General features: G+C 58.9%; 15 protein-coding genes. 9 read left to right on the forward strand and 6 right to left on the reverse strand.

The features are described 5' to 3' along the window. On the reverse strand, positions 1 to 182 hold a 182-nt coding region (locus tag AC1DTN_RS29080), incomplete at its 3' end, for a FadR/GntR family transcriptional regulator (protein ID WP_477923723.1). Positions 183 to 321: 139 nt separating this feature from the next. Here AC1DTN_RS29080 and AC1DTN_RS29085 point away from each other — a divergent pair. Both AC1DTN_RS29085 and AC1DTN_RS29090 read left to right on the forward strand, forming a co-directional pair. Then, positions 322 to 1,608 carry an extracellular solute-binding protein gene (locus AC1DTN_RS29085; protein ID WP_477923725.1) on the forward strand — a complete coding sequence of 429 codons (1,287 nt, stop codon included), beginning with the start codon at positions 322 to 324 and terminating at the stop codon, positions 1,606 to 1,608. Between the two features lie 212 nt (positions 1,609 to 1,820). Beyond that, positions 1,821 to 2,972 carry a mandelate racemase/muconate lactonizing enzyme family protein gene (locus tag AC1DTN_RS29090; RefSeq protein WP_113324379.1) on the forward strand — a complete coding sequence of 384 codons (1,152 nt, stop codon included), beginning with the start codon at positions 1,821 to 1,823 and terminating at the stop codon, positions 2,970 to 2,972. A 165-nt stretch (positions 2,973 to 3,137) separates the two neighbouring features. Here AC1DTN_RS29090 and AC1DTN_RS29095 read toward each other — a convergent pair whose 3' ends face one another. Together AC1DTN_RS29095 and AC1DTN_RS29100 are read right to left on the reverse strand one after the other, a co-directional pair. Further along, positions 3,138 to 4,187, reverse strand: coding sequence for an ABC transporter ATP-binding protein (locus tag AC1DTN_RS29095; RefSeq protein WP_442206619.1), 1,050 nt, complete (start codon positions 4,185 to 4,187; stop codon positions 3,138 to 3,140). Further along, positions 4,187 to 4,648 (reverse strand): HIT family protein, encoded by a 462-nt coding sequence (locus AC1DTN_RS29100; RefSeq protein ID WP_477923727.1) that lies wholly within the window; start codon positions 4,646 to 4,648, stop codon positions 4,187 to 4,189. The genes AC1DTN_RS29095 and AC1DTN_RS29100 overlap by 1 nt, the downstream gene beginning before the upstream one ends. A 167-nt stretch (positions 4,649 to 4,815) precedes the next feature. Here AC1DTN_RS29100 and AC1DTN_RS29105 point away from each other — a divergent pair, with 167 nt between their 5' ends. The 7 genes from AC1DTN_RS29105 to AC1DTN_RS29135 all read left to right on the forward strand — a co-directional run bounded on the left by AC1DTN_RS29105 (position 4,816) and on the right by AC1DTN_RS29135 (position 11,413). Beyond that, a complete protein-coding gene (locus AC1DTN_RS29105; protein WP_477923729.1) occupies positions 4,816 to 6,099 on the forward strand; it encodes an ABC transporter substrate-binding protein in 1,284 nt (427 codons plus the stop codon). A 48-nt stretch (positions 6,100 to 6,147) separates the two neighbouring features. Next, the gene (locus AC1DTN_RS29110) at positions 6,148 to 7,083 is read left to right on the forward strand and encodes a carbohydrate ABC transporter permease (protein WP_477923731.1); all 936 of its coding nucleotides are present in this window, start codon (positions 6,148 to 6,150) and stop codon (positions 7,081 to 7,083) included. Next, complete coding sequence (locus AC1DTN_RS29115) at positions 7,076 to 7,939, forward strand: carbohydrate ABC transporter permease (protein WP_477923732.1); 864 nt, start codon at positions 7,076 to 7,078, stop codon at positions 7,937 to 7,939. Before AC1DTN_RS29110 ends, AC1DTN_RS29115 begins: the two co-directional genes overlap by 8 nt. 40 nt (positions 7,940 to 7,979) lie before the next feature. Next, entirely contained in the window at positions 7,980 to 8,732 is a 753-nt protein-coding gene (locus tag AC1DTN_RS29120; protein WP_477923733.1) for an SDR family NAD(P)-dependent oxidoreductase, read from the forward strand. Between the two features lie 86 nt (positions 8,733 to 8,818). Further along, entirely contained in the window at positions 8,819 to 9,649 is an 831-nt protein-coding gene (locus AC1DTN_RS29125; RefSeq protein ID WP_162748120.1) for a sugar phosphate isomerase/epimerase family protein, read from the forward strand. 16 nt (positions 9,650 to 9,665) lie between these two features. Further along, a complete protein-coding gene (locus AC1DTN_RS29130) occupies positions 9,666 to 10,664 on the forward strand; it encodes a Gfo/Idh/MocA family protein (protein WP_162748121.1) in 999 nt (332 codons plus the stop codon). Positions 10,665 to 10,687: 23 nt separating this feature from the next. Next, positions 10,688 to 11,413 carry a FadR/GntR family transcriptional regulator gene (locus tag AC1DTN_RS29135; RefSeq protein WP_162748122.1) on the forward strand — a complete coding sequence of 242 codons (726 nt, stop codon included), beginning with the start codon at positions 10,688 to 10,690 and terminating at the stop codon, positions 11,411 to 11,413. Between the two features lie 35 nt (positions 11,414 to 11,448). On the opposite strand, the gene AC1DTN_RS29140 is transcribed toward AC1DTN_RS29135, so the two are convergent. The 3 genes from AC1DTN_RS29140 to AC1DTN_RS29150 are packed head-to-tail and all read right to left on the reverse strand — an operon-like array spanning position 11,449 to position 14,107. After that, positions 11,449 to 12,261 (reverse strand): ABC transporter ATP-binding protein, encoded by an 813-nt coding sequence (locus AC1DTN_RS29140; RefSeq protein WP_113324823.1) that lies wholly within the window; start codon positions 12,259 to 12,261, stop codon positions 11,449 to 11,451. Then, complete coding sequence (locus AC1DTN_RS29145) at positions 12,258 to 13,247, reverse strand: ABC transporter ATP-binding protein (RefSeq protein ID WP_113324824.1); 990 nt, start codon at positions 13,245 to 13,247, stop codon at positions 12,258 to 12,260. Before AC1DTN_RS29145 ends, AC1DTN_RS29140 begins: the two co-directional genes overlap by 4 nt. Before the next feature lie 2 nt (positions 13,248 to 13,249). Next, a complete protein-coding gene (locus AC1DTN_RS29150; protein WP_113324825.1) occupies positions 13,250 to 14,107 on the reverse strand; it encodes an ABC transporter permease in 858 nt (285 codons plus the stop codon).

Consider the following 14,107-nt stretch of genomic DNA (forward strand, 5'->3'; position numbering starts at 1 on the left):
GTCCTGATCAGGCCCTTGCCCGCGAGGACTTTGACTGCCTCTCGCAGGGCGTTCCTCCCGACGCCGAAGCGGGCGGCGAGTTCCGGTTCCGGCGGCAAATGTTCCCCCGGCTGCCAGTCACCTTCGACGATTGACCTGCCGAACCTCTCGACCGTATCGGCGATCACCCCCTTCGGCAGCATGATGTTGTCCTTCTTGCAAAGTCTTTAGATCCCATCTATAAGCCCGATCAAGCTTGAGGAGGCTTCGCGCGTCGCAGGCAATGATGCGGTGATCAATCGATATGTCAACGGGATCAGACATTCAAACGGGGGAAGAAGCATGGGTTTGAGAATATCCACGATGATCGGCCTTTCGACAGCTATCGCCGGCGCTGCAATTTCGCTGTTGCCGTCTGCGGCGGCGGCCGAGACCGTGATCAAATGGCTTCATCCAGAGGCCCAGCCGAAGGTTGTGGCGGTCTGGCGGGGAATTGCCGATGCGTTCGAAAAGGATCATCCGGGTGTCAAGATCCAGATGCAGTTCCTCGAGAACCAGGCCTTCAAGGCCAAGCTGCCGACCCTGTTGCAGTCGTCTGACGCCCCGAGCATGTTTTACAGCTGGGGTGGCGGCGTATTAAGAGCGCAGTCTGAGACTGGGATGCTTCGCGACGTGACGCCGGCCCTGGACGCGAATGGCGCGGCCTGGAGGGCATCGCTGAACGCCGCTGCAATTGACGGCCTTTCGAGCGGCAACAAGGTCTGGGCAGCCCCCTTCAAGGTCAGTCTGGTCTCTTTCTATTACAACAAAGATCTCTTCGCCAAGGCGGGCGCTGATGCCAGCTCGATAACGAGCTGGGAGAAATTTCTCGACGCCGTGAAATCACTCAAAGCTGCCGGCATCACACCGATCGCGGGTGGCGGCGGCGACAAGTGGCCGCTGCATTTCTATTGGGGTTATCTCGCCATCCGCGAAGCCGGCAAGGATGGGTTCAATCAGGCAAAATCCGGCAACGGAGACGGCTTTGTCGCGCCCGCATTTGTGGAGGCCGGCAAACAGCTCGCCGCGTTGGGCAAGATCGAACCTTTCCAGAACGGTTACCTCGGCGCAACGTGGAACGATGCCCTCGGTGCCTTCGGCAATGGCAAAGCCGCAATCATCCTCGGATTTGAAAACACGCCGGGAACGCAGGCCGTCAACGCGGCCGACGGAAAAGGACAACCCCTGTCGAACATTGGGCGCTTTGCATTTCCTGCCGTCGACGGTGCACCCGGTCTTGCAACCGACAATCTTGGCGGCATCAACGGCTGGGCGATCACCAAAAACGCTCCGCCCGAAACGGAACAGTTCCTGCAATATCTGAGTTCCATCGGACCGCAGCGCATCCTGGCAAAGGAAACCCGTGTTCTGCCTTCGGCAAAGGGTGCGGCCGATGCCATCGACGAACCGACGGTAAAGGCGGCGGCCGACGCCGTGGCGGCCGAAACCTGGCATCAGAACTTTCTTGATCAGGATCTCGGGCCGAACGTGGGTGCGGTGGTCAATGACATGTCGGTCGAAATCGTCTCCGGGGCCGTGAGCCCCGCTGATGCGGCCCAACAGATACAGGACGCTTTCTCGCTCGAGTAGCCTTGAGCTCTGAGATCAGCAAAAGTCAGCCGCCTCGCGAAAACGGGCGAGGCGGTCAGCTGGTTCATCTCGTCACCGCTGCCTGACTTGGCCGACAAACTCTCCTGCGGGTGGATTGCTGAGTGCGTTCCCGTCAAGCTTAAATTGCATTCGATAGCGAGCGGATCTTAAACTGCTTGAAACGGTCTGATCAATCTGACGGATGATGCAAGATGAAAATCGAACGAATTGAGTGCTTCACGCCAAGGGTGGGGCATCGTAACCAGTTGCTCGTCAAAGTCACGACCGCAGATGGGATTCATGGCTGGGGAGAATCCGGCCTGACGGGTCGGGAACATGCCGTCATTGGAGCGATCCGGCATTATCAGGAATTTCTCGTTGGGCGCGACGCCCGCAGGGCGGGTGCACTATGGCAGGAAATGTACCGCAGCCAATATTTCGAGGGCGGGCGTGTCCTGACAGCGGCGATTGGTGCACTCGATATTGCCTTCCACGACATCCGCGCCAAGGCGCTTGGCGTGCCTGTCCACGAGCTTCTCGGCGGCAAACACCGTGACCGTGTTCCGGCCTTTGCCACCGCGCCGGCCGATCCCGGTCCGGAGATGATGGAGCAGGCCAGGATCCTGATGGACGCGGGCTGGAACTCCATCCGTTTCGTGCCGTGGGGACAGCATTCCCTCGACGTCTTCGAGCCGAGAGAGTCGATTGCACGCACGGCGCCGTGGATGGTCAAGGTCCGGGAAGAATTGGGCGCCGAGGCTGTGCTCGGCATCGACTACCATCATCGGCTGAGCGTCGCCGAGGCGGCGTCCTTCTGCCAGAAAATGCCGTCCGGAACGCTCGATTATATCGAGGAGCCGATCCGGGACGAGACGCCGGAAGCCTATGAAGCGCTTCGAAAGATGACGGATGTGCCGTTTGCGATCGGCGAGGAGTTTTCTTCCAAGTGGCAGTTCCTGCCCTATATCGAGCGCGATATCCATCAGTTCAATCGACTGGACATTTGCAATGTCGGCGGGTTCACAGAGGCCATGAAGGTCGCCGGCTGGAGCGAAGCCCACTATGTCGATCTGATGCCGCACAATCCGCTTGGTCCCGTCTGCACGGCGGCGACAGTGCATCTTGCTGCGGCGGTGCCGAATTTTTCCTGGCTGGAATGCCGTGCTTCTCCCGTCGAGCAGCTCGGCTTCGATTCCCGCGAGCTCTTTCCGCAGCAGGCAGAGTTGAACGGCAGTCACTACGACGTCCCGGAGGTTCCGGGATTGGGGATCGAGGTGAACGAAGATGCGCTGAACAAGCTCGACTTTCAATATTTCGAGCCCCCGCATCTGCGCCGTCGCGACGGCAGCTTCACCAACTGGTAGCGACAAAAACAGGAATGGTGATTTCAGCATCCTCGTCGCGTGAACGCGGACGGCGACAGGGCCCTTTAAGCCCGATGCGCAAAATCTCCCTTCAATCATCACCTGCTTCCTCAAAATTGACGGGTGAAAGCCGCGGGCGGACCGCTGCCTTCCAGTGCGCTCGGCTCATGCGTCGTTTGCGAGGCGGTGGCCTTGCGCGTCGAACAGGTGAACTGCCGAGGTATCGATGGAGATCCTGATCTTGACGCCGGGCGCGAATCTCACCCGTTCGCGAATGAGTGCGATCAAGTTCTGGCCACCCAGCCTGACGACGACTTGCGTTTCGGAGCCGGTCGGCTCAACCAGAACGACGTCCACTTCCAGCCCCGATGGATCAAGACCGATCGCTTCGGGGCGAACACCCAAGACTGCTGCTCGTCCATTCGTCGAGTTGACCGGTAGAAGAACGCCATCGGCTGTACGAAACCCCTCGTCGGTCATAAGTCCCTCAAGAAAGTTCATGGATGGCGAACCGATGAAACCAGCGACGAAGGTGTTGCAGGGACGATCATAGAGTTCGAGAGGCGTGCCGATCTGTTCGATGACGCCGCCGCGCATGACGACAATCCTGTCTGCCATCGTCATCGCCTCCATCTGATCGTGCGTTACATAGACCGTTGTCGTGCGCAGGCGTTGATGCAATTCCTTGATTTCGGTACGCATCTGCACGCGCAGCTTCGCATCGAGATTGGAAAGCGGTTCGTCGAACAGGAAAACTGCAGGGTTGCGGACGATGGCGCGGCCCATGGCAACACGCTGGCGCTGCCCGCCCGACAATTGTCGGGGATAGCGCTCCAGGAGGGGCTGAAGGCCCAGGATCGCCGCCGCCCTCTCGACTTTCGCTCGGACCTCGCCACTCGTCTCTCCACGCAGTTTGAGAGAAAATCCCATGTTTTGCGCTACCGTCATGTGCGGATAAAGTGCGTAGTTCTGGAACACCATTGCGATGTTGCGATCCTTGGGCGGCAGGTCGCTGACGATCCGTCCGGCAATTTCGATATCGCCCGAGGTGATGTTTTCAAGGCCGGCAATTGTTCTTAGAAGCGTCGATTTTCCGCATCCCGAGGGGCCGACGAGCACGACGAATTCGCCATCATCGACCTTGAGCGATATGTCTCTCAACGCCTCGAACGCGCCGAAAGTCTTGCGTGCTTCGCGTACGATGACATGCCCCATTATCGCGTCTCCCCGACGGCATTTTGCGGGCTGGTCGTCGCCGGACCGAGCCGTTCGGCGAGGCGGCGCTGCATGCGGCCATGAAACCCGTCAGGCAGGGAACGCGCACTCGCCCTTGAAGGCGGCAACCAGACCGGGTCGGGAAAGGTCGGATCGCCCTCAAAGCGCGGTATGACATGAAAGTGCAGATGCGGTGCTGCCGTCCCGAGCGAGGCGATGTTGATCTTGACGGGCGACAGTTCAGCCCTGAGCGCCTCCTCGAGCGCCACGACGGCCTCCAAAACCTCGCGTCGATCGCCTTCTGAGAGATCGGTGAGTTCCGAAACATGCTCGTTCCAGATGACGCGGCACCATCCTTCGAAGCCCGTCTCATGGACCAGCACCACTCTGAACGTGGGACCCTGCCACAGCCGATCCTCACCTTTCGCTTCGCAATGAGCGCAGCCTTTCTTGATAGCCATGTTCCGTTTCCTCCCTGCTTATGGCTATTCAAACATCATACGTAGAATGTTTGAAGTCAAACATATTATGTTATTGACAGGATCGCTTATGTGTTGTTGTCATTGGGAGGGAGAGACGAGGGAGTGGGCTTGCTCAGACCCTCATTGGAGGAAAAGAGGAGGAAATCATGCTTCGAAAGATGGGCTTTATTGCTGCGTTGATGCTGTCGGCGGCCGGTGCCGCTCATGCAGTCGAACTGAAGGTGCTGGTGCCTGCTACCTATTCGCCCTCATCCGGTTTCGTACCGGGGGCCGACATTCACAAGCAGCTCTACGAGAAGTTCCAAGCCGCCAATCCTGATATCAAGATCGATTACGAAGTCTTCGATACAGGCCCGGCCGGCCTGCAAAAACTGCTGACGGCCGCTGCCTCGAATACGCTGCCCGATGCCGTCATCGTGGATGGTCAGTGGATTGCTCGGCTTGTTCAGTCCGATGTCCTGCAGTCACTCGACGGTCTTTGGCCGAACGACGACCAGACGGATTTCCATCCCGCCGTCCTGGCAGCCGAGACCGTTGACGGAAAGCCCTATGCCATCATGTTCCAGACCGGCATGCGCGGCCTTCTCTATCGTCCGAGCGTCATGGCCTCGGTCGGGCTCAAGGAATTTCCCAAGAGCTTCGACGATTTCATGACCGCGTCCAAGACCTTGAAGGAAAAGGGCATCACTGCCGAACTCGTGCCTGCAAAGGCTAACGATGAGCCGGCCACCCTGCATATGCTCAGCATTTTCTGGGGTCTCGGCGGCAAGCTGGTGGACGACCAGGGCGCGCCTGTCTTCTTCGACGGAAAGAACGGTGAATCCCTGGCCAAGGTCTACCAGATGTATCACGATATGGCGGCTGCGGGGGCAATATCGCCCAATGTCACGACCATGGACGAAACCGCGTTGAGGCCGTTCTTTTATGGCGGCGAGGCTTTTTCGATCGGTGCAAGCTCCTCGGGCATAAAGCAGATGTGGAGCGAACTGCCCGATCTCCAGAATGACCTGGCTGTGGCCCCCTATCCGATGCCCGACGGCAAGCAGCCTGTGACCGTGCTTGGTGGATATGCCTATGCCATCGCAGCCAAGGACGAGGACAAGAAGGCGGCTGCGTGGAAGTTTGTGCAGTTCATGACATCGCCAGAGAACATGACAGCCGTCAATGAAACGCTCGGCCAGCTGCCGGTGCGAAAATCCATCTGGAACACGAGTACGTTCTTTTCGCAGAACGCGCTCATGAAGAGCTACAAGGCGATCTACGACGGTGAGATGCAGACCCGGCCGGCCGTGCCGATCTATACGGCAGTCTCATCGGCTATTTCCTCCCAGCTTGCGGCCGTCATCGGTGGCCAGCTGACCCCAGCCGACGCAGTAGCGGCGGCGAAAGAAGCCGTCATGCGCGAATATGACCGTCAGAAGTCGCGCTGAACTGGGCTCAATCGGCGGGAGCACCTGCTCCCGCCTTGGGAGGAAACAATGAGTTACAACACGCTCGCACAACATCCTGCAAAAACCGTCACGAAGTCGAGAAAGAGACGCTTTGCCGTCAATGGCTACTTCTTTTTCGTCCTTCCGGGGGTCGCGATCGTCCTCGGCCTGACGCTATTTCCGGCGGTCTACGGTATCTACATCAGCCTGACCAATCTCAATCTCGGCTATGTCGGATCCTCTTTCGTCGGTTTCGAAAACTACATCCGGTTCTTCACGGCCGCCGATCTCGGCCTGATTACGCGCAACACACTGTCCTTCGTGGCAGCTTGCGTGATCCTTCAGGCCTGTCTGGGCTTGGCTGCCGCCGTGCTGCTTGAACAGCGCCTGCCGGGCCATCAGCTGATGCGGTCGATCGTCATCCTTCCGTGGGTCCTTCCTTCGGTCGTCGTCGGTCTCGTCTTCGCGCAGATATTCGGCGGTAGCCGCCTCGGCATCGCCAACTATCTCTTGTCGCTCTTCGGCATTGGTCAGATGTCCTGGTTCTCCGACCCGTTGCTGGCGATGATCATCCTGATCGGCGTATGCACATGGCGCGGCATCCCCTTCACCGTCATCATTCTGCTCGGCGGCTTGCAGACCCTGCCGCGCGACGTCTATGAGGCGGCCGCGATCGACGGAGCAACCGCCTGGCAGCGGTTCCGCTACATCACCGTCCCGCTCCTGCGACCCATCATCATGATCAGCATCATCATGGGAACCGGCGGTGCACTCAACAGCCTCGACATCCCGCTCGCACTGACGGGTGGAGGGCCGGGGAACGCGACCGAGCTCATCTCCATCGCCCTCTACAAGCAGTCTTTCTTTCAGCTCGACGTCAGCTATGGCGCAAGCATCGGTACGGTCATGCTGATCGTCAATATTCTGCTGATCATGCTCTATCTCGCCGTCCTTCAACCGAAGCGGAGGAATGAGGATGGCTGAGGCTCGACCCATATCCCGTCGGCGCCTGCGCCGGCCAATGGAGCCCAATCCGGCTGCCTATATTTTCTATCCGTTGCTTGCCGGGGCAGTTCTGCTTCCCTTGAGCTGGGCCCTGCTCGGCGGATTCAAGAATCCCAACGAGCTCTTCACCTATCCGCCGACCATCTGGCCGAGATCGCCAACCTTCGCCAACTTCATCAATCTCTTCACGCGTCTGGATTTCGGCCACTATATCTGGAACACCGTCATCGTGGCCGTCTTGACGGTCATATTCACGCTGTTCTTCGGCGGGCTGGCTGGATACGCGCTCTCGCGCTGGGATTTTCGCCACAAGGACGTCCTGCTCCTGGTCCTGCTCGGCCTCCAGCTGATACCGAGCACGGTCAACATCGTTCCCTACTACATGATCATGAACCAGTTGGGTCTGCTCAATACGCTGACCGCCCTGGTAATGATCTATACCGCGACCCACATCCCGATCACGATATGGGTGCTCAAGGGGTTCTTCGATACGGTACCCCGCTCGCTCGATGAGGCGGCTGCGATTGACGGCTGCTCCAAGTGGCGGACCTTCTGGAGCGTCATCATGCCGCTCAGCCTGCCCGGCCTTTCAGTCGCAGGCTTCCTGGTCTTCGTGTCGGCCTGGTCGGAGTTCCTGGTGCCTCTGGTCATTGCCGGAGGCAAGGACGTGGCGGTTGCCAGTGTCGGCCTGTTCACCTTCTTCGGCCCAGACTCGGCGACCGCCTATACCTCTCTCTTCGCAGCCACGTTGATCACCGTGCTTCCGGTTCTCATCGGCTATCTTTTTGCCCAGCGTTTCATCGTTTCGGGGCTGACCGCCTTTGCCGAGAAATAGGTCGCGTCGACCCTCTCGTCAGTTTGTAAGGAGAAGAATGGTGACAGAATTAACAGGGACAGTCTCCGTCGTTACCGGCGGTACGTCCGGGATCGGCCTGGCAACCGCAATGGCTCTGCTGACGAAGGGCAGTAACGTGGTGATCAATGCCAGGGCCGAAAAAGCTGATCTCTTCGATAAGCTCTGCGCACTCGGCGCGCCGTCCGGTGCCCGATGCGTCTTCGCTGCCGGCGATGCGTCGGCGCCCGAAACGTCCCAAAAAGTCGTTTCGGCTGCCCTGGACGCCTTCGGCAGGGTCGATGCGGTCGTCCACTCTGCCGGCGGACCGGCAGCGGGTACCATCCTCGACCTGAGCCCCGAGCGGTGGATGGAAGCCTTTGCTGTCCACGTCCATTCCGCCTTCCACCTGTTCCGGGCCGCGCATGGTCCACTATCGGCAAGGGGAGGCTCGGTCACCTTTCTATCGTCGGCAGCCGCACTTCGTGGCTGCCCCGGAACCGTCGCCTATCAGGTCGTCAAGGCCTCTCTCATCCAGCTTGCCCGCGCATTGGCGCGCGATCATGCGGCCGAAAACATCCGCGTCAATTGCGTTGCGCCCGGCATTATCCGCACGCCTTTTCACGATGCGATGAGCCAGGCCGCAAAGGAGAATAACCTGCGCAATCGCATTCCTCTTGGTAGGGAGGGGCGTCCCGAGCAGGTCGCGTCCCTTATTCTGCAACTGATCGAAAACGAGTTCATCACCGGCGAGACCTTTACCATCGACGGGGGCATGTCGATGCGGATGGTCTGACACCCGCTCTACCTTCGAGCCGCCGATGCCGCGGCGAGACCGCAGCAACTTATTCCTGTCCAGCAATTTCCAATTGGAGAATGAAAATGAGCGATATCAAATTCGGGGTGTTCACGAAGCCGTGGACGAACCCCATCGACGAGGTGGCGGAAAGAATGAATTCCCTGGGCGTCGAAGCGATCGAGCTGCCGATCCGGCCCGGCTATCAGGTCACGCCGCAAACGGTCAAGACCGCATTGCCTGAGGTCGTGCGTCGTCTGCGTGGCCACGGGCTGTCGATATGCAGCGTCGCCGCCCCGCTCGACGACGACATTATCTCGGCCTGTGGCGACAGTGGTATTGCGCTCGTGCGCACCATGGTCGGTATCGATCTGTCCAAGGCACGCTACGCCGATACGATCGCCGAGCATCGCGCCCGCTACGACGAGCTTATCCCATTGCTCGAGTCAAGCGGTGTGCGTGTCGGCGTCCAAAACCATTCAGGCAACTGCGTCGGTAGTGCCATCGGCCTTTTCCATCTGATGGAGCGTTATGACGCCAAGCATGTCTGCGCCATCCTCGACATGGCGCATTGCGGCATTGCCGGCGAACCGATCGAACTGTCCGTCGACCTGCTTTGGGAGCGCATCCCCAACCTCGTGAATTTCAAAAATGCCTACCGCGAGAGGATCAATGGGCCGGAAGAGCCGGAGGCCGTCTACCAGACGCATTGGACGACGGGGCGGCATGGCGCCTATTCGTGGTCGGGGCTTGTCAAAGAGCTACATCGCCGCGGTTTTACCGGAACCTTTGTGCTGCCGGGTGAATACAGCGATCCGAATGGTCAGCCGCAGCGCATGGGCGACGACGTCTTGCCTTATCTGTCCGCTGACGTCGCATATCTGCGCTCCCTTGTGTCCTCCGTCTGGTCGCATTGAGAAGGGGATCGATACGATGATCAAGGATCGCAAAGTCCGCGTCTGCATCATTGGCGCCGGCAACATGGCCAACAATGTCCACTATCCCTCATTGACCTCGTTCGATGATGTCGAGATCGTTGGTGTCATAGAAAGCCGGGCAGATCGGCTCAAGCAAACCTGCGACAAGTTTGCAATCCCCGAGACGGCACGTTTCGAAACCCGCCTCGATTCCGATTATCAGGATATCCTGACCAGGCTCAAACCCGATGGCGTCTATGTCATCGGGCAGCCCGAGATCATGTATCCGATCTGGCACTGGTGTCTGACGAACGGCTTCAATCTCTATATTGAAAAGCCGATGGGGCTGACGACACACCAGGCCGAAGCGCTCGCCCATCTGGCCAAACAGAAGGATCTGGTGACGCAGGTCAGCCATCAACGGCGCAATTCGCCGATCCTGCAGCAGGTCAAGGCCCGCCTTCTTGAGAAAGGGCCGATCATCCACGGGGTCGTCGAGTTCTTCAAATGCGATGTCACGCCGATGCTGATTGCCCGCGACCGGATGATGGACGATGGCACGCATGCAATCGACACGGCCCGATGGATCTGTGGTGGGGAGGTGGTCAAGGTCGAAAGCCAGTGCCGTCGGATCGGCGTGCCTGATATCAACTGGTTCGGCGCCACGCTGCATTTCGACAACGGATCGACCTGTTATGTCGTGTGCAATTGGGCATCCGGACGGCGCGTGTTTCGAACCCAGATGCACGTCCAGGGTGGATATGCTGATGTCGAGGTGGAGGCTGAGGCGAAAATCTACCTTGATAACAATTATCAAGGGGAGACGCTTTCGACGCAGCAAGCCGCCAATCACGACCAGAATTTCGTCTACGGAGGATTTGCAGCGAAGAACAGAGAGTTTATTGACTCCCTTAAGTCAGGCATTAATACGTGCTCCTCGCGCTTCGAGGACACGGTCAAGACGATGCGCGTATGTCAGACGATCCTCGCACAGGCACTCGCAGCCGGGGTCTGACATCCGCGAAAGGACATGAACGTATGGGAAGCCCTGTTTTGCTCAGCAAGCATCGCGAAAGCCGCTCGAACCTGCATCTGGCAGTTGCGGGCGAGATTGGCGCAGACATCGTCACCGGTCGCCTTCCAGTCGGCGGACTGGTGCCCTCAGAGCCGGAACTTTGCACTCGTTTCGGCGTCAGCCGGACGGTTATTCGCGAGGCCGTGAAGTTTCTTTCCTGGCGAGGGCTTCTGAAGACCGGCTCGGGTGTCGGAACGGTCGTTCTGCCAACAAGCCAATGGAATTTTCTGGATCCAGTTGTCTTCGGCTGGGTCCAGAAAACCTCCGACTCGCAAAATGCTATCCAGCAGCTCTTTGCGTTCCGCAGCGCCGTCGAACCCGCTGCGGCCGCGGAGGCGGCCAGAAATGCCACACTTGCGCAACTCTACGAGATCGAGGCGGCGCTTCAGGTAATGTCCGAAGCCAAGACGGATTTCAACAAATGGATCGAGGGCGACGTCGCCTTCCACACTGCAATCTACGTCGCGTCCAACAATGTCTTCATCGCTCCGTTGGCCAATCTGTTCAGACAGTATTTCCAGATGAGCTTCAGTGTCTCCAGCTCGAACTTCCACCATCAGCATTGCCTGCAGGAGCACCGCGACGTGTTCGAGGCGATCCGCGAGCGTGATCCTGAAAAGGCGGCGGAAACCGTCCGTATTCTACTTAAGCACGCCGACGAGGACGTGAAGTCGGTTCTGCAGAAATAAGCGAGCCGCGCACGAGACAATTCCGGTTCCCGCCTCTAGGCCGTTGCAGCGAAATCTGCGCTCAGCACGGCCTCCTTCAGCGCTCGCGAGTAGGGGTGCTGAGGATTGTCGAGGACCTTGCGCGCCTCGCCCTGCTCGACGATCTCGCCTTTGCGCATGATGATGATCCGGTCGCTGATGTAGTAAGCGGTTGCGAGATCATGGGTGATGTAGACGATGGAAAGCCCAAGCTCGTGTTTCAGTTGTTCGAAGAGATTGACGATTGCCATGCGCAGTGACGCATCGACCATCGATACCGGCTCGTCGGCGATGAGCAAGCGTGGCTGAGGGATCAGGGCACGGGCAATTGCGGTGCGTTGGAGCTGGCCTCCGGACAGTTCGTGCGGAAACCGGCCCTTCACTTCAGCAAGACTGAGACCCACATGGCCGAGAGCCTCGTCGGCCAATCGTTCGACCTGCTGCCGATCCGGCTTACCCGCGCCAGCTGAGAAGCTCCGCGCCGTTTCGAAAAGGTAGCGATCCACGCGCTTGAGCGGGTTGAAGGCTTCGAAGGGGTTCTGCAGGACTGGCTGTACTTCCCTCATGAAGGCGCGACGCTCGGCCTTGCCGTGGAGGGCCACCGCTTTCTGACGAAATTGGAGTATGCCTTGCGTGGGCGCTGTCTGTCCGAGGATCATCGCTGCGATCGTTGATTTTCCTGAACCGGATTCTCCGACGATGGAGAGAATCTCCGGCTCGCTGCCGATCTCGAAGCTGACATCGTTGACCGCCACAATCTGCCGCCGGCCAAGCATGCCGCCCTGACGGTAGATCTTCGTGACATGAGAGAGAGTGAGAAGAGCGCTCAAGCCTGATCTCCCGTAACCGCAAAGCAAGCTACTCGCCGATCCGGCTCGACCGTGATCATCGGCGGGACCTTCTGCGAGCAGATCTCCATCCGCTTCGGACAGCGCGGATGGAACCGGCAGCCCTCCGGCGGCATGGCAAGGTTCGGCGGACGTCCCTCGAGCGAGGGCCGGGCCTTCGCATCGCCGATACGCGGCAGGCTGCCGACCAGATGCTGCGTGTAAGGGTGCAGCGGCAGGGCGAAGAGCTTCCGGGTCGGCGCTTCCTCGACGAGGCGACCGGCGTAGACGATGCCGACGCGGTCAGAAACCGTCGCATGTACCCCCATATCGTGCGTGACGAATAAGAAGGAGGAGCCTATCTCGCGCTGGATTTCGCGGATCATCGATAGCACGTCGCGCTGGACGATGACGTCGAGCGCCGTCGTCGGCTCGTCGGCAATGATGAATTCGGGTGTCAGGATCGTTGCGAGCGCGATCGTCATACGTTGGCGCATGCCACCGGAGAGTTCGTGAGGATAGGCCTGGAGCAGATGCGGATCAAGTTTCAATCTTTGGAGATGCGAGCCGACTTTTGTGAAGAACTCATTCTTGCCGACCTTCATGTGACGGAAGGCGAAATCGGTGAAGGAGTGATGGATGCGCCGAACCGGGTTCAGCACATTCATCGACGCCTGCATGATATAGGATAGGTACAGCCAGCGAAGCGCCATACGCTCGTCAACCGTCATGGCGTACATGTCCTGCGTGCCACCGGCAAAATGGAATACCACCTTGCCCGATACGACCTTGAGCGGTGGCCGGATGGCGCCAGCAATCGTCTTGATCAAGGTTGTCTTGCCACTGCTGGATTCGCCGGCGATCCCATAGATTTCGCCGCGCCCGATCGTAAGAGTAATGTCGTCGACGGCGCGCACCTCGCGATCGACTCCGTAAAGGAAGGCGCGGTAATAGGCTTTCAGGTTCTGGACTTCGACCAGGGCATCCATGGCTAACCTCCCATCCGGTTCAGCCGGCTGCGCGGATCGTTGTATTCGTTCATCGACATGGACAGGAGAAACAGCGCCAGGAAGAGAACGACGATGACGGCAACGGGTGCGGCCACCCACCACCATATTCCCGATATCAGCGCCGAATGGGCATTCGCCCAGTAGATCATCATGCCCATGGTCGGCGTCTCGATATCGGTGAAGCCCAGCACCGACAGGGTGATCTCCATACCGATCGACCAGATCATGTTGTTCATCGTGGTGGCGAAGACGATCGGCAGAACATAGGGCAGGTGCTCTTCGACGAGGATCTTGCGCATGCTCATGCCTGAATAGACGCTTTGGGTGGTGAAGGGTCTGGTCTTCAGACCGATCGCGACCGAACGGATGAGACGGGCATCGTAAGACCAGCCGAGCGCCGCCATAATAACGATGAGCGCAGTCCAGGTCATGCTGTCCTTCAGCACGAAATAGAACAGGATCAACAGAGGGAACTGCGGGATGACCATGACGCTGTCATTGATCGCCATCAGCACCCGGTCGACCGCGCCGCCGGCGTAACCGGCGACGAGGCCGACGACGAGCGATATGATGCGCGAAAGGAAGGCGACGCCGACGCCGAAAAACAAGGTGTTGCGAAGGGCCGTCGTCAACTGCCAGAAAACGTCCTGGCCACGTGATGTCGTGCCGAGCCAATAGTCGCCGTCAGGTGGCATGTCAGGCGGCAGAAGATAGATGTCCGTGGGACCATAGGGCGAGAAATAGGATATGACTACCAATCCGACTATGACGGCAAAGAGCAGCAGGCCACAGAGGAACTCCATGTTCTGGCGTGCGAGGTCACGGATGATCGTAAACAT

Source organism: Rhizobium sp. 01T444 (assembly GCF_056398305.1).